The organism is Paracoccus acridae (assembly GCF_014642735.1).
Lineage (GTDB): Bacteria > Pseudomonadota > Alphaproteobacteria > Rhodobacterales > Rhodobacteraceae > Paracoccus > Paracoccus acridae.
In genome coordinates this window covers 341,508-361,440 of the sequence record NZ_BMIV01000002.1, presented here as the reverse complement: position 1 = coordinate 361,440, position 19,933 = coordinate 341,508, and the positions used below count along the sequence as shown (strand labels likewise).

Genomic DNA, 19,933 nt, shown 5'->3' with positions numbered 1-19,933 from the left:
CCCGGGTTTTCGACCAGAATGAAGGTCAGAAAAGGGACTTCTGTTCCGGCTGGCGGGGCTTCCGACTTTGCCTGGGCGGGGCACCTTCGGGCCGAACCGGCAGTTTCTGATCATTGGCAAACTGAAGTTCCAGCCGGGCATGGTGCCGCGCATCTTCGATCGACGTGATAACGCTGTCTTCCGGTCCCCGGACGATCACGAAGCCACGCTTCAGGGTTTCCTCGTGGCCCAGCGACTGCCGCATCCGGTCCACGCGTTGCAGGGCATCGTTGCGGCTGCGGACGGCGCGCTGCACGGCCAGATCCAGCCGCCGCGACAAGTCGGCCAGCTTCTGGTCCTGGACGGTGATCGCCCGCCGGGTCGTCGCCATGACCCGCGCCAGCGAGGCATCCAGGCGTTCCTGCAGCGCTGTCATCCGGTCGCGCCGCCGTTCCAGGCGGCGCGTTGCCGCGGCGTCCAGCCGATGCTCCAGCCGGTGCAGCGTGTGGCCCTTGCCGTCCATGAAGCGGCGCAGCAGCGCGACCGGCATCGGCCGGACCGCCAGTTGATGCCGGCGCGCCCGGATCAGCCCCTGCAACGCCGGGTCCAGCCGCCCTGCCCACAGGTCCAGCCGCTGCCGTGCGCCTTCGGTCAGCGCGGCGGGCCGCCCAAGCGCCCGGGCAAGGTCGCGCAGACGTTGGCGGGGCCGTTCGACGTGAACCGTTGCGCAGCGCGTCAGCCGAGCCTGTGATTCTGCCAGCCGGGCGGCCAGGTCGGCCAGCACCGGGACAGCCATCTCGGCCGCCGCAGTCGGTGTCGGCGCCCGGCGGTCGGACGCGAAGTCGATCAGCGTCGTGTCCGTTTCATGCCCCACGGCGGAAATCAGTGGGATCCGGCTTTCGGCGGCGGCGCGAACCACCGCTTCCTCGTTGAAGCCCCACAGGTCTTCCAGGCTGCCGCCTCCGCGTGCGACGATCAGCAGATCCGGGCGCGGGATCGGCCCGCCCACGGCCAAGTCGTTGAAACCCCGGATCGCGGCGGCCACCTGGGGGGCGCACCCCTCGCCCTGGACGGCCACAGGCCAGATCAACACGCGGGTGGGAAAGCGGTCGCGCAGCCGGTGCAGGATGTCGCGGATCACCGCCCCGGAAGGCGAGGTCACGACCCCGATCACCCGCGGCAATGCCGGCAGCGGGCGCTTGCGCCCTTCGTCGAACAGCCCCTCGGCGGCAAGCGCCTGGCGGCGCTTTTCCAGCATCGCCATCAGCGCGCCAAGGCCCGCAGGCTCGATCTGGTCCACGATCAACTGGTATTTCGACTGGCCGGGAAAGGTGGTGATGCGGCCCGTGGCGATGACCTCCATCCCCTCCTCTGGGCGTTGCGCCAGCTTGGCCGCCTGTCCCTTCCAGGTCACTGCGGTCAGCACCGACCGGTCGTCCTTGAGGTCGAAATACAGGTGCCCCGAGGACGGCCGCGACACGCGCCCGATCTCTCCGCGCACGCGGACGCGGCCGAACTGATCCTCCAGGCTGCGCTTGACCGCCCCCGACAGTTCGGAAACCGTGAATTCATGGGCGTTGCTGCCCGGCGCGTCTTCCAGCAAATCCATGCGGCTTGTTCCCTTCGCCGCGCCACACTAGAACGCCGCGACCAGAAGCGAAAGGGCGGCCCATGAACATCCTGATCCTCGGCGGCGGCGGGCGCGAACATGCGTTGGCCTGGGCGATCCGGCAGAACCCGAAATGCGACCGCCTGATCGTCGCGCCGGGCAATGCGGGCATCGCCAATGTCGCCGAATGCGCCGACCTGGATATCCTGTCTCGCGCCGAAGTCCTGGAATTTTCGCAAGAAAACGCCATCGACTTCGTTGTGATCGGACCCGAGGCACCCCTGGCCGCCGGCGTGTCCGACGCCCTGCGCGATGCGGGCTTCCTGGTCTTCGGGCCCTCCCAGGCCGCCGCGCAACTGGAAGCCTCGAAGGCCTTCACCAAGGAAATCTGCGATGCCTGCGGGGCGCCCACGGCCGCATGGGCTCGCTTCACCGATGCAGCCAGCGCTCGCGATTACGTCACCGCCCAGGGCGCGCCCATCGTGGTCAAGGCCGACGGCCTGGCCGCTGGAAAGGGCGTCACCGTGGCCGAAACAGTCGACCAGGCGCATCAGGCCATCGACGCCATCTTCGACGGCGAATTCGGCGACATGTCGGTGGTCATCGAGGAATTCATGGCGGGCGAGGAAGCCAGCTTCTTCATCCTGTGCGACGGCACCGACTGCCTGCCCATCGGAACCGCGCAGGACCACAAGCGCGTGGGCGATGGCGACATAGGCCCGAACACCGGCGGCATGGGCGCCTATAGCCCCGCCCCCGTCCTGACCCAGGCGCTGCAGGACCAGGTGATGGCGCTGATCGTGCGCCCAACCGTCGCGGAAATGGAACGTCGCGGAATGCCCTTCCAGGGCGTCCTCTATGCCGGGCTGATGATCCGGGACGGGCAAGCACGGCTGGTCGAATACAATGTCCGCTTCGGCGATCCCGAATGTCAGGTCCTGATGATGCGGCTGGGCGCGCAGGTTCTGGACCTGCTTCTGGCCTGCGCCGAGGGGCGCCTGTCCGAAACATCGGTCAACTGGGCCGACGACCACGCGCTGACCGTGGTCATGGCGGCAGAGGGATATCCGGGCTCCTACCAGAAAGGCAGCACCATCAAGGGACTGGACAGCCTTTCCGAAACCAGCTTCGAGATGACCTTCCATGCAGGGACCGCCGCGAAGGACGGGCAGATCATCGCAACCGGCGGCCGCGTCCTGACCTGCACGGGGCGCGGCCCCACGCTTGCCGAAGCCCATCGCCGTGCCTATGCCCAGGTCGATGCGATCGACTGGCCGCAGGGTTTTTGCCGCCGCGACATTGGCTGGCGCGCGCTCTGACCCATCTTCTGTGCCCAAATATCCCCGCCGGAGGCATCCGACGGGGCAACAGGCGCCAGCCTCACAGACTGGAATACAGTCCTTCATAGATCGGCAGCAGGGTATCCGTCTCGAACAGGCTGCTGACCGACGTGCCGTTCCAGATGTTCAGGATGGCCTGCGTGAACATCGGTGCGGTCGGCACGATGCGGATGTTCGGTGCGGTTTTCACGGCATCGGTCGGCTGGATCGAATCGGTGATGACCAGCGATTTCATCACCGACTTGCTGACCCTCTCGACCGCGGGGCCGGACAGGACGCCATGGGTGATATAGGCGTGAACCTCGGTCGCGCCGCTGTCGGTCAGGGTCTGCGCGGCCTTCACCAGCGTGCCCGCCGTGTCGCAGATGTCGTCCACGATGATGCAGGCCTTGCCCTCCACGTCGCCGATCACGGTCATCTCGGCGACCTCGCCTGCCTTTTCCCGGCGTTTGTCCACGATCGCCAGCGGCGCTCCGATCCGGGTCGCCAGTTCGCGCGCACGCGCCACGCCGCCGACGTCGGGTGACACGACCATCAGGTCCCCCATCCGTCCCCGGAAATGATGCTGGACGTCCAGGGCAAAGACCGGCGCGGCATAAAGGTTGTCCACCGGGATGTCAAAGAAGCCCTGGATCTGGGCTGCGTGCAGATCCAGCGTCAGGACCCGGTCGATCCCGGCCTCGGTCAGCAGGTTCGCCACCAGCTTGGCGCTGATCGGCGTGCGGGCCTTGGCGCGGCGATCCTGCCGGGCATAGCCGAAATAGGGAATCACCGCCGTGATCCGCGCGGCCGAGGACCGGCGCAGCGCGTCGGCCATGACCATCAGCTCCATCAGGTTGTCGTTGGCCGGGTTCGAGGTGGGCTGGATGATGTACATGTCCTCGCCGCGGACGTTCTCATAAACCTCGACGAAGATTTCCTGGTCGTTGAACCGCTCGACCCGCGCATCGCAGAGGCTGACATTCATGCCCCGGTGCATCGACATCCGCCGCGCGATGGATGCGGCAAGGGTCCGGTTTGCATTGCCGGAAATCAGCTTGGGTTCGGTCATGACGGGCATGGATGGGGCCTTTTTCGGGGGATTCGCCAGATTGCGCCCGCCTTACCACCCGGTTAGCCTGCGGGCAAATCGCGAAGGACCGTCTTCATGGCCAATATCGACTACTATCTGGGGACGATCAGTCCCTTCGCCTATCTGGCGGGCGACCGGCTGGAGCGGATCGCTGAACGGCACGCCGCAACGATCACCTACAAGCCGCTGGACATCCTGCAACTGTTCGATCGCACGGGCGGGGTTCGCCCGGCCAATCGCCATGCCAGCCGTATGGAATACCGCGCCCAGGAACTGTCCCGCTGGTCAGACCATCTTGGAATGGCGCTGAACATCAAGCCCGCCTTCTGGCCGGTGAACATGGCGCCGTCATCCTATGCCATCATCGCGGCGCAGAAAACGGGCGGCGGCGATCTGGGCGGACTGGTGCAAGCCATCCTGCGCGCCGTCTGGGCCGAGGATCGGGACATCAGCGATGACGGCGTGCTTCGCGATATCCTGGGCCGGCACGGCTTCGATCCGGCCCTGGTCGACAAGGGCCTGTTCGTGGGCGCCGAAACCTATGGCCGCAACCTGGAACAGGCGGTGGAAGCCGGGGTCTTTGGTTCCCCCTTCTATGTCGTGCAGGAAAGCGGGCAGAAGTTCTGGGGACAGGACCGGCTGGATTTCCTTGATCGTCACCTGGCCGCACTATGACCGGCATTCACAAGCGGCACTGGTCCGGGGACAAGGATCGCCCGGCCTTGGCCTTGCATTGCATGATGGGCAACGCGGCCTATTGGGGACCGATCGCCAAGCGGCTTAACGGCCGTGTCGACCTGACGGGCTTCGACATGCCCGGCCACGGCCGCAGCGGTGCCTGGACGCCGCAGGCCGACGGCACCGATTTCCACACGGCCGTGACGCGGATTGCCGCCAGCTTCATCGACCGACCGCTGGATCTGATCGGCCACAGCCTGGGCGCGACGGTCGCCCTGCGCATCGCGGTCGCCGCGCCTGATGCCGTGCGCAGCTTGACGCTTATCGAACCCGTTCTGTTTGCCGCCGCCCCGGATGCCGAACAGGAAGCCCGTGACAATGTCATGTCCGATCACCTGATCCATGGGCGGGCCAGCGATGCCGCACGCGGCTTCATCGACATCTGGGGCGCCCAGCCCTTCGATACCCTTCCGCCCTCTGCGCAGCAGACCATGACCGAACAGATCGGTCTGGTGGTCGATACGGATGCGACTTTGGCCAAAGACCGGGCAGGCATTCTGCGCGAGGGTGGGCTGGAGTCCATCGATGCGCCGGTCTTGATCATTGCAGGCGAGAAATCCCCTGGGGTCATCCACCGCATCGCCGATGCCTTGGCCGCGCGATTTGCGGATGTCGGACGGGCGGTCGTGCCGGATGCAGGACACATGCTGCCCCTGACCCATCCCGATCAGACCGCCGGGCTGATCGGCTTGAACCTGGATCGCGCCTGAAGACGCCGACCTTGTGCATTGTTCCTGACCCACCGGACACCTTCGGCATCTTGGCGTTTCGGAACCCGTACTGCGTCAGGCAAAGCTTTCCTCGAAAGCACCCTCGATGATGTCCACGCGGCCCTGACCATCGACCAGTGCCGCATCGAAGCGCAGGTCCGGCAGCAAGTCCCAGCCCGCCTTGTCGCAGTACTCCAGTGCCGCACGCATGATGCGGCCCTGTTGCGCCGAACCCAGCCGCAGGGCAGCCTCCTCGTGAGTGGCCGACTGCTTGACTTCGACGAACACCAGGCAAGCCCCCTGGCTGGCGACAAGGTCGATTTCCCCCGCCTTGCCCCGCCAACGCCGCGCCAGAATCGTCATTCCCCGCCCTTCCAGCAGCCGCGCCACGCTGTCCTCGGCCATGACCCCAGACAGGTGTGCCATACGGCCCCTTGTCCTGCGCGCCGATGATACCTCTTGGGGCTGCACCGGCACTGTGCACGGCAAGTTCAGCGATCTGACGACATGACCCATCTTCAATCCCTGCCTTCGTCCAGGCCAAGCGCGATCTGATAGACATCGCGCCTTGCCATATCCAGTTCCGCCGCCACTTCCCGAACGGCATCCTTCACCGTCATCGCCCCAAGCCGCGCCTGCAGCGCCCGCCGCACCGCATCTTCGTCTGCGACGACCGCGCCGGGTCGATCGACCAGCATCACCACCTCGCCCTTCAGGGTGGCCATGCGGGGATCCTGCGCCAGTTCGGCGGCGGTTCCCCGGATCACCTCCTCGAACTTCTTGGTCAGTTCCCGCGCCACCACTGTAGGGCGATTCGCATCAACCTCGCACATCTCTCTCAATGTCTGGTTAACGCGCCTAGGGCTTTCGAACAGGATCAGCGTCGCATCGACCGCCATCCAGTCGCGCAGCCATGTCAGCCGCGCCCCCTTGGTCGATGGCGGAAAGCCCAGGAACAGGAAGCGGTCGCTGGGCAGCCCCGAGAGGCTGAGCGCGACCAGCGGGGCCGAGGGGCCGGGCAGCGCATGGACCCGGTGGCCTGCCTCGGCGGCCTCTCTGGCGAGGCGGTATCCCGGATCGGCCACCAGCGGCGTTCCCGCGTCCGAGGCATAGGCGATGCTGGCACCCTCGGCCAGGGCCGCCATCAGCCCCGGCCTGGCGCGTTCGCCGTTGTGGTCGTGATAGGGGATGATCCGCCTGCCCCGAAGCGGAATGCCGTGAATGTCCAGAAGGTGCCGTAGCACGCGCGTGTCCTCGGCCGCCAGCACATCGGCGGCGTTCAGCACATCCAGCGCGCGCAACGTGATGTCCCGCGCCGTGCCAATGGGCGTCGCCACCAGATAGAGACCGCCCTCCAGCCGCGGCGCCTCGACATGGGCCGAAAGACGATGGGCCGGCTGTGGATCGTCGCGTTTGTCGGTCATCGTCCTCTCCTTCCGACTGATTGCCAAGCAGGTCTATTGGTCCTAGGCTGCCGGCACCTCGCCGATACCTTACAGCAGGGAAGTTTCATATGGTCGTTTCCGCCACAACCCGGCCCGCCACCGGATTGCGCCGCGTCGTCACGGGTGCCGCCGCCATTCTCTCCGCCTTCGTTCTTGCGGCCTGCGACCCGGTCGGGGGATCGCAGCAGGCCAGCGGCCCGGCCATCGGCCCCCTGATCAATCCCGGAGAACCGGTCCGGGTTGCCCTGCTGGTGCCGGGCGGCAGCGGATCGGCCGATCTGGAATGGCTGGCGCGCAGCCTCAGGAACTCGGCACGGATGGCTGCGGCGGACGCACAGGGCGCCAGCGTCGATCTGCGGGTCTATGATACCGGCACCAGTACCGAACAGGCGGTGGCCCAGGCCAACTCCGCGGCGGACGCGGGAGCGCAGATCATCGTCGGCCCGCTGTTTGCCGAAGGCGCCAATGCCGTCGGCAACGCCATGCGGCCGCGCAACATCAACGTGCTGACCTTCTCGAACAACGCCGAGATCGCGGGCGGCAACGTCTTCATCCTGGGCAACAGCTTCGCCAACATTGCCGACCGGCTTGTCGGCTATGGGGTGCGCCAGGGCAAGCGCAACGTCTATGTCGTGGCCGAGGACGACATCGCGGGCCAGCTTGGCGGGCGGGCCATCGAAACCGCCGTCGCCCGCAATGGTGCGCGCATGGCCGGACGCATCAACCATCCCGTATCGGTCACCGGCATCGACGCCGTGGTTCCGCAGATCGCCAATGCGGCGCAGTCGGGACAGGTCGATGCGGTGTTCATGACCGCCAACAACCAGGCCGTCCTTCCCTATCTGACGGAAAAGCTGGCCGCTGCGGGCGTCCGGTCGCCGGTGACGCAGATGATGGGACTGACCCGCTGGGACCAGCCCCCGGCCCGTGCCAGCCTGCCGCAGTTGCAGGAAGGCTGGTTCGCGATCCCCGACCAGGGCCTGCGGGCACAGTTCGACGCACGCTATCGCAGCGCCCATGGCGAACAGCCGCATGAACTGGCAAGCCTTGCCTATGACGGGGTCGCAGCCATCGCGTCCCTGGTGCGCGGCGGACAGCGCAATGCCCTGACCACCACCGGCCTGACCCAGCGGGCGGGCTTCTCGGGCGTGGGCGGCGTCTTCCGGCTGCGGCCGGACGGCACCTCCGAACGCGCCCTGGCGGTGGCCACCCTGCGCGGCAACCGGCTGGTGATCCTGGATCCAGCACCGCGCGGCTTTGGCGGCGCCGGGTTCTGATCTTGGCCGACCGTTCCGATACGGCAGTCCTGCAAAGCGCCCCGGCCCTGTCCGGGGCGCATCCCATCTTTGACCCCCTTACGTTCCTGCCCATGCTGGACGCCGCGCTGCACGGGCTGACGGACCGCCGCGAAATCCGCGCCCGCGCTGTCACCGCCTTGTCCGAGGCCCGTGCCGAGGCCATGCGCGCGATCGAGGCGGGCCTGACCAGCCATCCCCGCGCCGCGCGCGAAACCGTCCGCGCGATCGCCACCTTGACCGACGGCATCGTCATTGCCACCCATCATGTCGCGACGGCCTGGCTGCACCCCCAGCAATCCCTGTCCGAGGCCGAGCGTCTGGCCGTGCTGGGCGTCGGCGGTTACGGCCGGGCCGAGATGGCGCCCGCGTCGGACGTGGATCTGCTGTTCCTGACGCCCTGGAAGATCACCGCCTGGGCCGAAAGCGTGGTCGAATCCATGCTGTACATCCTGTGGGATCTGAAGCTGAAGATCGGCCATTCGATCCGCAGCGTCGAGGATTGCATCCGCCTGGGCGCCGGCGACATGACCATCCGCACATCCTTGGTGGAACACCGGCTGGTCGCCGGGCACGCCCCCTTGGCCGAGGAACTGCGCGAACGGCTGTGGGTGGAACTGTTTTCGAAGACCGTGCCCGAATTCATCGAGGCCAAGCTGGAAGAACGCTCGGCCCGGCATCAGCGGCAGGGCGGGCAGCGATACGTCCTTGAACCCAATGTCAAGGAAGGCAAGGGCGGGTTGCGCGACCTGCAGACGCTGTACTGGATCGCGAAGTACATCCACCGGGTCGATCGCGCGGTGGAACTGGTCGATCTTGGCGTCTTCACGCGCGAGGAACACCTGGCCTTCTGGCAGGCCGAGGATTTCCTGTGGGCCGTGCGCTGCCACCTGCACCTGATCGCGGGGCGGCCCGTGGACGTGCTGTCCTTCGACATGCAGGTCGAGGTCGCGAGGCGCATGGACTATCGCGATACCTCGGCCCGGCGCGGCGTCGAATACTTCATGCAGGATTACTTCCGCCACGCCACCCATGTGGGCGAACTGACCCGGGTCTTTCTGACGGAACTTGAAGCGCGCCATGTCCGCAGCGCCCCGTTCCTGGGCCGCCTGTTCCGCCGCCGCCGCAAGGTAAGACCCGGCTTCACCGACAATCACGGCCGCCTTTGCATCGCGGATGATGCCGAATTCCTGGCCGACCCCCTGAACATCCTGCGCCTGTTCGAGGAAGCGCTGCGCACCGGCCTGCTGATCCATCCCGACGCGATGCGGCTGGTCGCGGCCAACCTGGACTTGATCGACGACAAGGTGCGATCCGACCCCGAGGCGAACCGCATCTTCATGGATCTGCTGCTGAAGCACGGCAATCCCGAACGGGGGCTGCGGCGCATGAACGAACTGGGCGTTCTGGCCGCCTTCATCCCCGAATTCGAACCCGTCGTGGCAATGATGCAGTTCAACATGTATCATCACTATACCGTCGACGAACATTCCATCCAATGCGTCGCCGCCCTGGCCGAGATCGAGCGAGGCGAGCATCCCGAGGATCTGCCCCTGTCCAGCGAGATCATGGAAAGCGGCGTCAACCGCCGCGTCCTGTATCTGGCAGTGCTGCTGCACGACATCGGCAAGGGCCGGCGCGAGGATCATTCGATTCTTGGCGCCCGCCTGGCGCGTCGGATCGCGGCCCGCTTCGGCTTTCCGCAGGACGACATCGACACGGTGGAATGGCTGGTCCGCAATCACCTGCTGATGTCGGACGTGGCGCAAAAGCGCGACATCGGCGACCCGCGCACCCTGCGCGACTTCGCCAAGGCGGTGAAGACCCGCAGGCGGCTGGACATGCTGCTGGTGCTGACCGTCTGCGACATACGCGGCGTCGGTCCCGGCACCTGGAACAACTGGAAGGCCGCGCTGCTGCGCAAGCTGCATACCGAAACCGCCCTGGTGCTTGAAAACGGGCTGGAGGAACTGAACCGCGACCGCCGCCAGAACGAGGCCAAGCGCAGCCTGCGCCACCTGCTGGTCGCCAAGGGGTGGGAGGCCAGGACGATCCGGGCGGAACTGGGCCGCCATTACGACAACTACTGGTCGGGCCTGCCCACGGAAACGCAGGCGACCTTCGCCGAACTGCTGGGCGACATCGGCCCGGACGAGATCCGCATCGACCTCTGCGCCGACCACGACCGCGATGCGACCCGCGCGGCCTTTGTCCTGGCCGACCATCCGGGCATCTTCTCGCGCCTTTGCGGGGCGCTGACCCTGATGGGTGCGAACGTGGTGGATGCGCGCACCTATACGACCCGCGACGGCTTTGCGACGGCGGTGTTCTGGGTGCAGGATCCCGACGGCCGCCCCTTCGCCGAGGATCGCCTGCCCAAGCTGCGCCAGACGATCCTGCGCACCCTGAAGGGCGAGATCGTCGCGCGAGAGGCCTTTGCCAGCCGCGACAAGCCCAAGAAGCGGACGCGCGAATTCAAGTTCCCCACCCATGTCACCTTCGACAACGAAGGCAGCGACATCTATACCATCATCGAGGTCGATACCCGCGACCGTCCCGGCCTGCTTTACGACCTGACGCGGACCATGGCTGCGAACCACATCCAGATCGTCAGCGCCGTGATCGCCACCTTCGGCGCGCAGGTGGTGGACAGCTTCTATGTCAAGGACATGTTCGGCCTGAAGCTGCACAGCGAGGCCAAGCGCGACGCCTTGGAAAAGAAGCTGCGCGCGGCTATTGCCGACGGGGCAAAACGGGCAGAGGCTTGAAATCATGAAATCGGGACTGGTGCGCGGATTCCTCTCGGTAGGGATCTGGACCTTCGTGTCGCGTTTGTCGGGATTCGTGCGCGACATCCTGATGGCCGCCTGGCTGGGCAGCGGGGCTGTCGCCGACGCCTTTTTCGTGGGGCTGTCGCTGCCCAACATGTTTCGCCGCTTCTTCGCGGAAGGCGCCTTCAACACGGCCTTCGTGCCGATGTTTTCCAAGAAGCTGGACGACCGCCCGGACGCGCAACGCTTTGCGTCAGAAGCGTTTTCGGGCCTTCTGATGACCGTGCTGCTGCTGTCTGCCGTCGCGATGGTGTTCATGCCGGTGCTGGTCTGGCTGATGGCAGCGGGATTTGCAGGGGACGAACGGTTTCCGCTGGCCGTGCAATACGGCCGGATCATGTTCCCCTATATCCTGCTGATCTCGCTGGCTTCGATGATCTCGGGCGTGCTGAACGCCAATGGCCGCTTCACGGCCGCCGCTGCCGCGCCGGTGCTGCTGAACCTGCTGTTCATCGCGGCCATGGCGATTGCCTGGTGGCGCGGCTGGGACGTGGGCCTGACGCTGGCCTGGGCCACGCCCATCACGGGCATCGCGCAGCTTGCGCTTGTCTGGTGGGACGCCCGTCGCACGGGCTGGTCCTTCCGACCGCAGCGCCCGCGCCTGACGCCTGACATGCGCCGGTTGCTGGCCGTGGCCCTGCCTGCCGCCTTCGCAGGAGGCGTCGTGCAGATCAACCTGCTGGTGGGCCGCCAAGTCGCCAGCCATTTCGAGGGCGCGATTTCCTGGCTGTCCTATTCCGACCGCCTTTATCAACTGCCCCTGGGGGTGGTGGGCGCAGCGGTGGCCGTGGTCCTGCTGCCGGAACTGGCGCGCCGGTTGCGGGCGGGCGATCACGCGGGCGGACAGTCGGCCTATTCCCGTGCGACAGAATTCGGGCTGTTCCTGACCCTGCCCGCCGCCTTCGCCATCGCGGTGATCGCCGAACCCATGGTCCGCACCCTGTTCGAACGCGGCGAATTCACCGCCTATGACACCACCCAGACCGCCCGCGCGCTGATCGTCTATGCCTTCGGCCTGCCCGCCTTCGTGCTGCAGAAGATCCTGCAACCGCTGTATTTCGCGCGCGAGGACACGAAGACCCCCTTCCGCTATGCCCTTTGGTCGATGGTGGTGAACGCGCTTGTCGCCTTTGGACTGATGCCCGTCCTGGGCTTTCTAGCAGCGGCCCTTGGCACCACCATTGCCGCCTGGATCATGGTCGCGCAACTGTGGTGGGGCACACGGGCCATGGGCGACGCGGCCCGCGCCGACGATCGCCTGCGCCGCAAGACGCCGCTGATCGTGCTGTCATCGGCGCTGATGGCGGGCGCGTTGTGGCTGATGACGGGCTGGCTGGATGATGCGGGCATCGGTCGCGTGCCGAGCCTGGCGATCCTGGTCTTCGGCGGGGCCGCGATCTACTTCGCGCTCAGCTTCGTGACGCGAGCCTATCGGCTGTCGGACCTGAAGGCCGCGGTCCGGCGCGGCTAGCGCGCCCGGATCTGGCGCAGCACCCGCTGCACGCCCCCGTCCACCAGCACGAAGCTGAGAAGGAAGCCCGCGCCAAAGCCCGCGATCTCGGCGATCCAGCCATAGCCCGCGCCGCCGAAGACGATCCCGAAGACAAGCTGGAAGGCCAGCAGCATCCCGATCAGCGTGAAGGCCCGCATCCGGTTGGCGTGGACCGCCCCCAGCCGCGACCACAGCAGGAAGGTGAAGGCCCCCACCAGCCCATAGACCGCCGGATAGCCGCCGATCAGCGGCCCCGGCCGCCCCGGCAGGACCGAGATCGCCGCCGTATAGACCAACGCGCCGCCGATCGCCGAACCCAGGAACAGCGCGACGACTGCCCAGGCGCGGAACTCTCGCGCGATCATGTTGCCAAGCGCAAGCGTGAAGACGACCACAAACAGCGCATGAGTGAAGGACGAGTTGACGAAGCTATAGGTCAGGATGCGATAAGCGTGGTCCCAATCCACCGCGCCAAGCTGCCACATGCGCTGCACCATCTCGGGAGCAAAGCGGGTCATCTGCATGGCCGACAACCGCAGGCCGACGCCCTGCGCCCCGCCGATCAGGCCCGTCTGGCCCAGCAGGAACACGATCTCGCCCGCGATGGCCGGCAGGGCCAGGGCCCAAAGCACGACGGGCAGCGGGTTGAGGGGCGAGGTGGGCATGGCCTGGCGCATCGGGATTCCTTCGCGGTTGCGGTCGCTTTGGGCAAGGGCTAAGCCACTGGCAGCAAAAATCCAAGCAGGCCCGACATGACCGAGACGACGAAAACCCGTTTCAAACCGCGCATCTTCTCGGGCATCCAGCCCTCGGGCGGGCTGACGCTGGGCAATTATCTTGGCGCCCTGAAACGCTTCGCGGCCCTTCAAGGGGGCGAGGCCGAGACGATCTATTGCCTTGTGGATCTGCACGCGATCACCGTCTGGCAGGAACCCGAGACCCTGCGCCGCAACATCCGCGAGGCGGCAGCGGCCTTCATGGCCGCAGGCGTCGATCCGCAACAGTCGGTCCTGTTCAACCAGAGCCAGGTTTCCGCCCATGCGGAAATGGCCTGGCTGTTCAACACCGTGGCGCGGGTCGGATGGATGTACCGGATGACCCAGTTCAAGGACAAGGCGGGAAAGAACACCGAAAACGTCAGCTTGGGCCTGCTGGCCTATCCGGCGCTGATGGCCGCCGACATCCTGACTTATCAGGCGACCGCGGTGCCAGTGGGCGAGGATCAGAAGCAGCACCTGGAACTGACCCGCGACATCGCCGCCAAGTTCAACCACGACTACGGCGTCGAGCAGTTCCCGATCACCGAACCCTTGATCGAGGGCGTGGCGACCCGCGTCATGTCGCTGCGCGACGGCAGCAAGAAGATGTCGAAGTCCGATCCTTCGGATGCCAGCCGGATCAACCTGACGGACGACGCGGACGCAATCGCCCAGAAAATCCGCAAGGCCCGCACGGACGCGGACCCCCTGCCGGGCACGACCGAAGGATTGAAGGACCGGCCCGAGGCGCGCAACCTGGTCAACATCTATGCCGCCCTGGCCGACCAGACCCCCGACGCTGTCCTGTCGCGGTTCGAGGGCCAGGGCTTCGGCGCCTTCAAGCCCGCGCTTGCCGATCTCGCCGTCTCCTCGCTGGAACCGATTACGAAGCGGATGAACGACTTCATGGCCGACCCTGCCGAGATCGACCGCATCCTTGGCGAAGGCGCGATCCGTGCGGACGAGATCGCGACCCCGATCCTGGAACGCACGAAAGAGATCATGGGCCTGCTGCGCACGCGCCCCTGACGCAAGAAGGCCGCCCCGTCGCATGATCGGGGCGGCCTTTCCTGGTCGACTTTTCCGGTGCAAGCCGGTCCGCTAGATCGCCTTCATCACATCGGCCGCAATCTCGAAGCTGCGCAGCCGGGCCTGCTGGTCATGGATCTGGCCGGTCAGGATCACCTCATCCGGGCGATAGGTGGCGATCAGGTCGCGCAACTGGACGCCAACGTCATCGGCATTGCCCACCGCGCTGATCTTCAAGGCCTCATCGACCATCCGGCGCATCTGCGGGCCGATCTCGGCATCCAGATCACGCACGGGACGCGGCAACTTGCCGGGCATCCCTGTCCGCAGGCGTGCGAAGGCCAATTGCATCGAGGTGCGCAGATACCGCGCTTCCTCGGCATCGTCGGCTGCGAAGACGTTGATCGCCAGCATCACCTGCGGCCGGTCGTTCCACGGCCCCGGCCGGAACCGCTCGCGATAGATCGCGATGGCGCGGTCCAGATCACCGGGTGCGAAATGGCTGGCAAAGGCATAGGGCAGGCCCAGATGCGCGGCCAGCTGCGCGCCGAACAGGCTGCTGCCCAAGATCCAGACCGGCACGTTCGTGCCCTCGCCCGGCAGTGCGCGGACGGCGGCGCCGGGGCGTTCCGGCCCAAGGTAATCCAGAAGTTCGACCACATCCTGCGGAAAGCTGTCCGCCATCGGGTCGCGCCGCAGGGCACGGATGACGGCACCATCTCCGCCCGGCGCCCGGCCCAGCCCCAGGTCGATCCGATCCGGGAAAGCGGTGGCCAGGGTACCGAAAGCCTCGGCCACGGTCAGGGGCGCATGGTTGGGCAACATGATCCCGCCCGCACCGACCCTGATCCGCGATGTCGCCTGTGCCACCAGCCCGATCAGCACCGCCGTCGCCGCACTGGCGATGCCCGGCATGTTGTGATGTTCCGCCAGCCAGAACCGGCGATAGCCCCAGCCCTCTGCCTTGACGGCAAGTTCCAGCGTGTTGCGGATGGCGTCGCGGGCTTCAGAACCCTCGGGCACCGGCGATAGATCGAGAAGGGAATACGGCATGCTCATGCAGCCGAATTATGCTCTCGTCGCATGAATGCAAGCGGGGCAGATGCAGATTCTGCAACCGGCTTCCTCTTCACGAAAATAACCTTGGGCGGTGAATGGCCCGCGGCACGCCACAAGGGGGCGCAAGCGCCCCCTGTGCTTCAGCCCATCTTGCGCAGATAGGTCCAGGTCGGAACACGGGCATTGCGGGCAACCGACCAGCTTTCGGCATCGCCGAGATAAACGAAACCGCAATTGGTCAGAACCCGTGCCGATCCGGGGTTGTCCTGGAACACCTCGGCGAACAGCGTGCGGGCCTTGTGGGGGTTGGCCTTGACCAGGGCATCCACAGCCTCGGTCGCGAAGCCGGTGTTCCAGAAGCCCGCGCCGATCCAGAAGCCCAGTTCGGACTGGTCGCCTTCCATCCGTGTCAGGGACACGACGCCCAGAAGTTCGGCCAGCTTGTTGGCGGACCCGTCGATGGCCCAGACATCCTCGGTCCGCTCGGCCGACAAGGCGCGGGCCACAAAGGCTTCGGACGCGCCGGGCGGCAAGGGATGGGGAATGGCGCGTGTGCCTTCGGCCACTCGCTTGTCGGCGGTGTAATGGGCGATCATCCCCGCATCCGAAGGACGCAGGGGGCGCAGGATGAACCGTTCCGTGGCGATGACGGGCTGGTTCAGCGCGGCCTCCGAAATCTTCAGGTCGTCCAAACGCGTCCCCTCCCGCATGGGTGCTGACATGACCATCTTCCCTCCCCGGAAAACAGGCGGGGGACCGGCTTTCGCCGATCCCCCTGTAACAGCGAAATGTTAAGCTCGGGTTACTCGGCCGCTTCAAGGGTCGCGGGGACCACCGAAATGAAGGTGCGGCCCTTCAGGCCCTTCTTGAAGGTGATCTGCCCATCGGTCAGAGCAAACAGGGTATGATCCTTGCCCATGCCGACATTGGTGCCAGCCCACCATTTCGTGCCGCGCTGGCGGACGATGATGTTGCCGGCGACGGCTTCCTGGCCGCCATACAGCTTGACGCCCAGACGGCGACCGGCCGAATCGCGACCGTTGCGGGACGAACCGCCTGCTTTCTTGTGTGCCATGGCTCAGTCTCCTTACGCGTTTTCTTTGGTGCGCGCGCCGACGGCGGTCTTCACGCCGGTCGATGCCGCGCCTTCGGCCAGGACGTCGGTCACACGCAGCAGGGTCAGTTGCTGGCGATGCCCGCGCGTGCGCTGCGAGCTGTGCTTGCGGCGGCGCTTGACATAGGTGATGACCTTGTCGGCCTTGATCTGGTCGATCACTTCGGCCTGCACGCAGGCGCCGTCCACCAGGGGCGCGCCCAGGGTCGAGCCGACCATCAGGATTTCGTTGAACTGGACCTTGTCGCCAGCCGCGGCATTCAGCTTTTCAACGCGCAGGACGTCGCCCGCCTGCACCTTGTATTGCTTGCCGCCCGTCTTCAGAACCGCGAACATCGCTTCTTTTCCTTCGTTGCCGCGTCCTTCGGCCCCGGATCAAGCCGGCGTTCGGGTTTCCCCGCCTTCGGACAGCGCATCCCCGGCAAGGGGATGTCATTGAAAATAACTCACCGGCCAAGGGCAGTCGCCCGGCCGGTTGGCGGGGATATGGCGGATTTCCCCCCACAAGTCAAGCATCGCACAGCCGCGAAATTCCCGTGGATGCATGGAACCTTGGACGATGATGCGGTTTTGTCCCCGGCCACCTAGGAAACACATCATGCAGAGTTTCACCTGCCCGGACTGCAACGCCCGCGTCTATTTCGAGAACCTGTTCTGCGCCTGCGGCGCCTCTCTCTATTACGAGCCCGAATCTCGGGCCATGCTGAACCAAGGGGAACCCTGCGCGAACCGCGACACCATCCAGTGCAACTGGGTCGCCGCGCCGGGCCAGGCGCTTTGCCGGTCCTGCGCCATGTCGGATGTGGTCCCCGCCTTGAATGTCGGCGACAACCAGCAGCTTCTTGAAAGGGCCGAGCGGGCGAAGCGGTGGGTGCTGGCCAATCTGTCGAACTGGCAATGGTTCACCGACGCGGATCAGGGGATGCGGCCCCGCTTCCAGATGCTGTCGGAAAACACCGGCGGCGGCCGGGCCGTGCAGATCATGATGGGCCACGACAACGGCGAGATCGTCATCAACGTGACCGAGGCGGATGAACTGATCCGCGTTCAGCGCCAGCAGCAGCTGGGCGAACAATACAGGTCGATGGTGGGGCATTTCCGGCACGAACTGGCGCATTTCCTGTTCGACCGCCTGACCGTCGCGCCGGGCTTCCAGGACGAATTCCGGCCCCTGTTCGGGGATGAAACCCAGGACTACAACGCCGCGCTCCAGGAACATTACGCCAATCCCAAGGATCCGGGCGAGGATTTCATCACCGCCTATGCGACCTCGCACCCGCACGAGGATTGGGCCGAAACCGTGGCGCATCTGCTGCACATGGTCGATTTCACCGACAGCTTCATCAACGCGGGATTGTTGATGAAGAACGTTCCCGACGGGTATCAGCCCTATGCCGAAACGGACGCAGACCATCTGCTGAACATCGCCGCCGAGGTCGCAATCGCCATCAACGACATCAACCGCGCGCTGGACAACTCGGACCTGTATCCCTTCATCCTGACGCCGAAGATCCGGGAAAAGATCAAGTTCGCGCATGGCTGGATCAGCAACCATGCCGCGCGGGGCGCCTAGGTCGAGGCCTTCTCCTCCAGCGCGAGCCATTCATCCTCGGCCTCTGACAAGGCCTGCTGCCGTTCGGCCAAGGCCTCGGTGGCCTTCTGGAACTTGGCGGGGGCGGTCGTGAACAGGTCGGGCTGGGCCAGGAATTCCGACAGCTTGGCGATCTCGGCCTCAAGACGCTCGATCACGGCGGGCAGCGCCTCAAGGCGATGTTGCTCGGTGAAGGACAGGCCCGATTTGGCAGGTTTCGGCCTGTCCGGCGCGGTCTCGGCCTTTCGGGGGGCGTTGTCCGTGACGGCAGGTGCGTCCTCGCCCCGCTGGGCGCGGTAATCGGACCAGCCGCCCGCATAGACGGTCGCGCGACCATCCCCTTCCATCGCCACGGTGGTGTCGGCCACGCGGTCGATGAAATCACGATCATGGCTGACCAGCAGGACGGTGCCATCGTATTCGCCCAGCAGATCCTGCAACAGATCCAGCGTTTCCACGTCCAGGTCGTTGGTCGGTTCGTCCAGCACCAGCATGTTCGAAGGCCGCGCCATCAGCCGCGCCAACAGCAGCCGCGCCTTTTCGCCGCCCGACAGGCTGCGGACAGGCGCACGGGCCTGCGCGTCGTCGAACAGGAAATCCTTGAGATAGGCCACCACATGCCGCGGCTGGCCCCGCACCATGACCTGATCGGCCCGCCCCGACACGCGCATGTCAGGATCGCCCGTCAGCGATTCCCACAGGGTCTGGTCCGGGTTCAGCGCCGAACGGGTCTGGTCGAAGACCGCCAGTTCCAGGTTGGTGCCCAGCGTCACCGTGCCCTGGTCCGGCGCGATTTCCCCGGTCAGCATCTTGATCAGCGTGGTCTTGCCCGCGCCGTTCGGCCCGACAAAGGCGATCCGGTCGCCCCTGTTCACCAGCAGGTCGAAGGGCCGGAGGATCTCGCGGCCGCCGAAGGACTTGGCGATGCCCTTGGCCTCGATCACCTTCTTGCCCGATTGCGGTCCCGAATCCAGCGCCATGGCGGCCGTCCCCTGCCGCCGGATCTGGGCACTGCGTTCGGCGCGCAAGGCGGCCAAGGCGCGCACGCGGCCCTGGTTGCGCTTGCGGCGCGCGCTGATCCCCTCGACGGCCCAGCGGGCCTCGGCCTTGATCTTGCGGTCCAGCTTGTGGCGGGCGTCATCCTCGGCCGCCCAGACGGATTCGCGCCAGTCCTCGAAGCCCTCGAAGCCCTTTTCCTGGCGGCGAACCTCGCCCCGGTCGATCCACAGGGTGGCGCGGGTCAGGCGACGCAGAAAGGCGCGGTCGTGGCTGATGATGACATAGGCCGCGCGGGTCTGTGACAGGTGATCCTCCAGCCAGCCGATCGCCTGGATGTCCAGGTGGTTGGTCGGCTCGTCCAGCAGCATCAGTTCCGGCGCCTGCGCCAGAAGACGAGCCAGGGCGGCGCGGCGGCGTTCCCCGCCCGATGCGGTGGCGACAGGACGGGCGGGATCGAACTTCAACCCCTCGGCCGCCATCTCGACACGGTAGGCTTCGGCCTCGGGCAGACCCGAGGCCGCGAATTCGCCCAGGGTCACAAAATCCGACAGGTCGGGATCCTGTTCCATATAGCCGGTGGTCACCCCCGCACCGGCCACGACTTCGCCCCGGTCAGGCTCGACCAGGCCTGCCATGACCTTCATCAGGGTTGATTTCCCCGACCCGTTGCGCCCCACCAGGGCCACGCGGTCGCCGGGCTGGATTGTCAGGGACAATCCGTCGAAAACGGGATTTCCGCCAAAGGTCAGCGAAATGTCGGACAGTTGAAGAAGGGGTGCGCGTGCCATGATGCGGCCCCTATCGCGGGGCGGGCGGCCGGTCAATGGATCCCCGCCCAATGGGGGGCTTGCACCGCCGGACATTCCCTTTCA

18 protein-coding genes are annotated in these 19,933 nt (G+C 66.1%); 8 read left to right on the top strand and 10 right to left on the bottom strand.

Annotated features, from left to right (window positions below; translation table 11 throughout):
• Positions 1-25: 25 nt before the first annotated feature.
• Positions 26-1,588: an exodeoxyribonuclease VII large subunit gene (gene xseA / locus IEX25_RS04915; RefSeq protein WP_188714250.1), complete on the bottom strand. Its 1,563-nt coding sequence runs from the start codon at positions 1,586-1,588 to the stop codon at positions 26-28.
• A gap of 62 nt (positions 1,589-1,650) precedes the next feature.
• On the opposite strand from xseA, the gene purD reads away from it, so the two are divergent.
• Positions 1,651-2,907, top strand: coding sequence for a phosphoribosylamine--glycine ligase (gene purD / locus IEX25_RS04910; protein ID WP_188714249.1), 1,257 nt, complete (start codon positions 1,651-1,653; stop codon positions 2,905-2,907).
• A 61-nt stretch (positions 2,908-2,968) separates the two neighbouring features.
• Here purD and IEX25_RS04905 read toward each other — a convergent pair whose 3' ends face one another.
• Complete coding sequence (locus IEX25_RS04905) at positions 2,969-3,988, bottom strand: ribose-phosphate pyrophosphokinase (protein ID WP_229665045.1); 1,020 nt, start codon at positions 3,986-3,988, stop codon at positions 2,969-2,971.
• 87 nt (positions 3,989-4,075) lie between these two features.
• Here IEX25_RS04905 and IEX25_RS04900 point away from each other — a divergent pair, with 87 nt between their 5' ends.
• Together IEX25_RS04900 and IEX25_RS04895 are read left to right on the top strand one after the other, a co-directional pair.
• Entirely contained in the window at positions 4,076-4,675 is a 600-nt protein-coding gene (locus tag IEX25_RS04900; protein WP_188714248.1) for a 2-hydroxychromene-2-carboxylate isomerase, read from the top strand.
• Positions 4,672-5,448: an alpha/beta fold hydrolase gene (locus IEX25_RS04895; RefSeq protein WP_188714247.1), complete on the top strand. Its 777-nt coding sequence runs from the start codon at positions 4,672-4,674 to the stop codon at positions 5,446-5,448. Before IEX25_RS04900 ends, IEX25_RS04895 begins: the two co-directional genes overlap by 4 nt.
• 75 nt (positions 5,449-5,523) lie before the next feature.
• Here IEX25_RS04895 and IEX25_RS04890 read toward each other — a convergent pair whose 3' ends face one another.
• Positions 5,524-5,874, bottom strand: a complete 351-nt coding sequence (locus tag IEX25_RS04890) for a YraN family protein (protein WP_229665044.1) — start codon at positions 5,872-5,874, stop codon at positions 5,524-5,526.
• A 92-nt stretch (positions 5,875-5,966) separates the two neighbouring features.
• Positions 5,967-6,872, bottom strand: a complete 906-nt coding sequence (gene rsmI / locus IEX25_RS04885; RefSeq protein ID WP_188714245.1) for a 16S rRNA (cytidine(1402)-2'-O)-methyltransferase — start codon at positions 6,870-6,872, stop codon at positions 5,967-5,969.
• Positions 6,873-6,961: 89 nt separating this feature from the next.
• Between rsmI and IEX25_RS04880 the strand changes: the two genes are divergently transcribed.
• The 3 genes from IEX25_RS04880 to murJ are packed head-to-tail and all read left to right on the top strand — an operon-like array spanning position 6,962 to position 12,490.
• Positions 6,962-8,170 carry a penicillin-binding protein activator gene (locus IEX25_RS04880; RefSeq protein WP_188714244.1) on the top strand — a complete coding sequence of 403 codons (1,209 nt, stop codon included), beginning with the start codon at positions 6,962-6,964 and terminating at the stop codon, positions 8,168-8,170.
• 29 nt (positions 8,171-8,199) lie between these two features.
• Positions 8,200-10,956, top strand: a complete 2,757-nt coding sequence (locus IEX25_RS04875) for a [protein-PII] uridylyltransferase (RefSeq protein ID WP_370463834.1) — start codon at positions 8,200-8,202, stop codon at positions 10,954-10,956.
• A gap of 4 nt (positions 10,957-10,960) precedes the next feature.
• Positions 10,961-12,490 carry a murein biosynthesis integral membrane protein MurJ gene (murJ, locus tag IEX25_RS04870; protein WP_188714243.1) on the top strand — a complete coding sequence of 510 codons (1,530 nt, stop codon included), beginning with the start codon at positions 10,961-10,963 and terminating at the stop codon, positions 12,488-12,490.
• On the opposite strand, the gene IEX25_RS04865 is transcribed toward murJ, so the two are convergent.
• Positions 12,487-13,188, bottom strand: a complete 702-nt coding sequence (locus tag IEX25_RS04865) for a rhomboid family intramembrane serine protease (protein ID WP_188714242.1) — start codon at positions 13,186-13,188, stop codon at positions 12,487-12,489. The two genes, murJ and IEX25_RS04865, sit on opposite strands and share 4 nt — an antisense overlap.
• 75 nt (positions 13,189-13,263) lie before the next feature.
• Between IEX25_RS04865 and trpS the strand changes: the two genes are divergently transcribed.
• On the top strand, positions 13,264-14,298 hold the full coding sequence (gene trpS / locus IEX25_RS04860) for a tryptophan--tRNA ligase (protein ID WP_188714241.1): 1,035 nt from the start codon (positions 13,264-13,266) through the stop codon (positions 14,296-14,298).
• Between the two features lie 72 nt (positions 14,299-14,370).
• On the opposite strand, the gene IEX25_RS04855 is transcribed toward trpS, so the two are convergent.
• The 4 genes from IEX25_RS04855 to rplU all read right to left on the bottom strand — a co-directional run bounded on the left by IEX25_RS04855 (position 14,371) and on the right by rplU (position 16,807).
• Entirely contained in the window at positions 14,371-15,351 is a 981-nt protein-coding gene (locus tag IEX25_RS04855; protein ID WP_188714240.1) for an LLM class flavin-dependent oxidoreductase, read from the bottom strand.
• A gap of 146 nt (positions 15,352-15,497) precedes the next feature.
• Complete coding sequence (locus IEX25_RS04850) at positions 15,498-16,079, bottom strand: GNAT family N-acetyltransferase (RefSeq protein WP_229665043.1); 582 nt, start codon at positions 16,077-16,079, stop codon at positions 15,498-15,500.
• Positions 16,080-16,159: 80 nt separating this feature from the next.
• A complete protein-coding gene (rpmA, locus tag IEX25_RS04845) occupies positions 16,160-16,432 on the bottom strand; it encodes a 50S ribosomal protein L27 (protein WP_103172829.1) in 273 nt (90 codons plus the stop codon).
• A 12-nt stretch (positions 16,433-16,444) separates the two neighbouring features.
• Entirely contained in the window at positions 16,445-16,807 is a 363-nt protein-coding gene (rplU, locus tag IEX25_RS04840) for a 50S ribosomal protein L21 (protein WP_103172830.1), read from the bottom strand.
• 262 nt (positions 16,808-17,069) lie between these two features.
• On the opposite strand from rplU, the gene IEX25_RS04835 reads away from it, so the two are divergent.
• Positions 17,070-18,044, top strand: a complete 975-nt coding sequence (locus IEX25_RS04835; RefSeq protein ID WP_188714239.1) for a zinc-binding metallopeptidase family protein — start codon at positions 17,070-17,072, stop codon at positions 18,042-18,044.
• Here the strand turns inward: IEX25_RS04835 and IEX25_RS04830 are convergent.
• Positions 18,041-19,849, bottom strand: coding sequence for an ABC-F family ATP-binding cassette domain-containing protein (locus IEX25_RS04830; protein ID WP_188714238.1), 1,809 nt, complete (start codon positions 19,847-19,849; stop codon positions 18,041-18,043). The two genes, IEX25_RS04835 and IEX25_RS04830, sit on opposite strands and share 4 nt — an antisense overlap.
• Positions 19,850-19,933: the final 84 nt, after the last annotated feature.

Bases quoted from the DNA above. Each gene is read 5' to 3' on its own strand.
- xseA (WP_188714250.1), bottom strand. From the start codon at position 1,588: ATGGATTTGCTGGAAGACGCGCCGGGCAGCAACGCCCATGAATTCACG.
- purD (WP_188714249.1), top strand. From the start codon at position 1,651: ATGAACATCCTGATCCTCGGCGGCGGCGGGCGCGAACATGCGTTGGCC.
- IEX25_RS04905 (WP_229665045.1), bottom strand. From the start codon at position 3,988: ATGCCCGTCATGACCGAACCCAAGCTGATTTCCGGCAATGCAAACCGG.
- IEX25_RS04900 (WP_188714248.1), top strand. From the start codon at position 4,076: ATGGCCAATATCGACTACTATCTGGGGACGATCAGTCCCTTCGCCTAT.
- IEX25_RS04895 (WP_188714247.1), top strand. From the start codon at position 4,672: ATGACCGGCATTCACAAGCGGCACTGGTCCGGGGACAAGGATCGCCCG.
- IEX25_RS04890 (WP_229665044.1), bottom strand. From the start codon at position 5,874: ATGGCACACCTGTCTGGGGTCATGGCCGAGGACAGCGTGGCGCGGCTG.
- rsmI (WP_188714245.1), bottom strand. From the start codon at position 6,872: ATGACCGACAAACGCGACGATCCACAGCCGGCCCATCGTCTTTCGGCC.
- IEX25_RS04880 (WP_188714244.1), top strand. From the start codon at position 6,962: ATGGTCGTTTCCGCCACAACCCGGCCCGCCACCGGATTGCGCCGCGTC.
- murJ (WP_188714243.1), top strand. From the start codon at position 10,961: ATGAAATCGGGACTGGTGCGCGGATTCCTCTCGGTAGGGATCTGGACC.
- IEX25_RS04865 (WP_188714242.1), bottom strand. From the start codon at position 13,188: ATGCGCCAGGCCATGCCCACCTCGCCCCTCAACCCGCTGCCCGTCGTG.
- trpS (WP_188714241.1), top strand. From the start codon at position 13,264: ATGACCGAGACGACGAAAACCCGTTTCAAACCGCGCATCTTCTCGGGC.
- IEX25_RS04855 (WP_188714240.1), bottom strand. From the start codon at position 15,351: ATGCCGTATTCCCTTCTCGATCTATCGCCGGTGCCCGAGGGTTCTGAA.
- IEX25_RS04850 (WP_229665043.1), bottom strand. From the start codon at position 16,079: ATGTCAGCACCCATGCGGGAGGGGACGCGTTTGGACGACCTGAAGATT.
- rpmA (WP_103172829.1), bottom strand. From the start codon at position 16,432: ATGGCACACAAGAAAGCAGGCGGTTCGTCCCGCAACGGTCGCGATTCG.
- rplU (WP_103172830.1), bottom strand. From the start codon at position 16,807: ATGTTCGCGGTTCTGAAGACGGGCGGCAAGCAATACAAGGTGCAGGCG.
- IEX25_RS04835 (WP_188714239.1), top strand. From the start codon at position 17,070: ATGCAGAGTTTCACCTGCCCGGACTGCAACGCCCGCGTCTATTTCGAG.
- IEX25_RS04830 (WP_188714238.1), bottom strand. From the start codon at position 19,849: ATGGCACGCGCACCCCTTCTTCAACTGTCCGACATTTCGCTGACCTTT.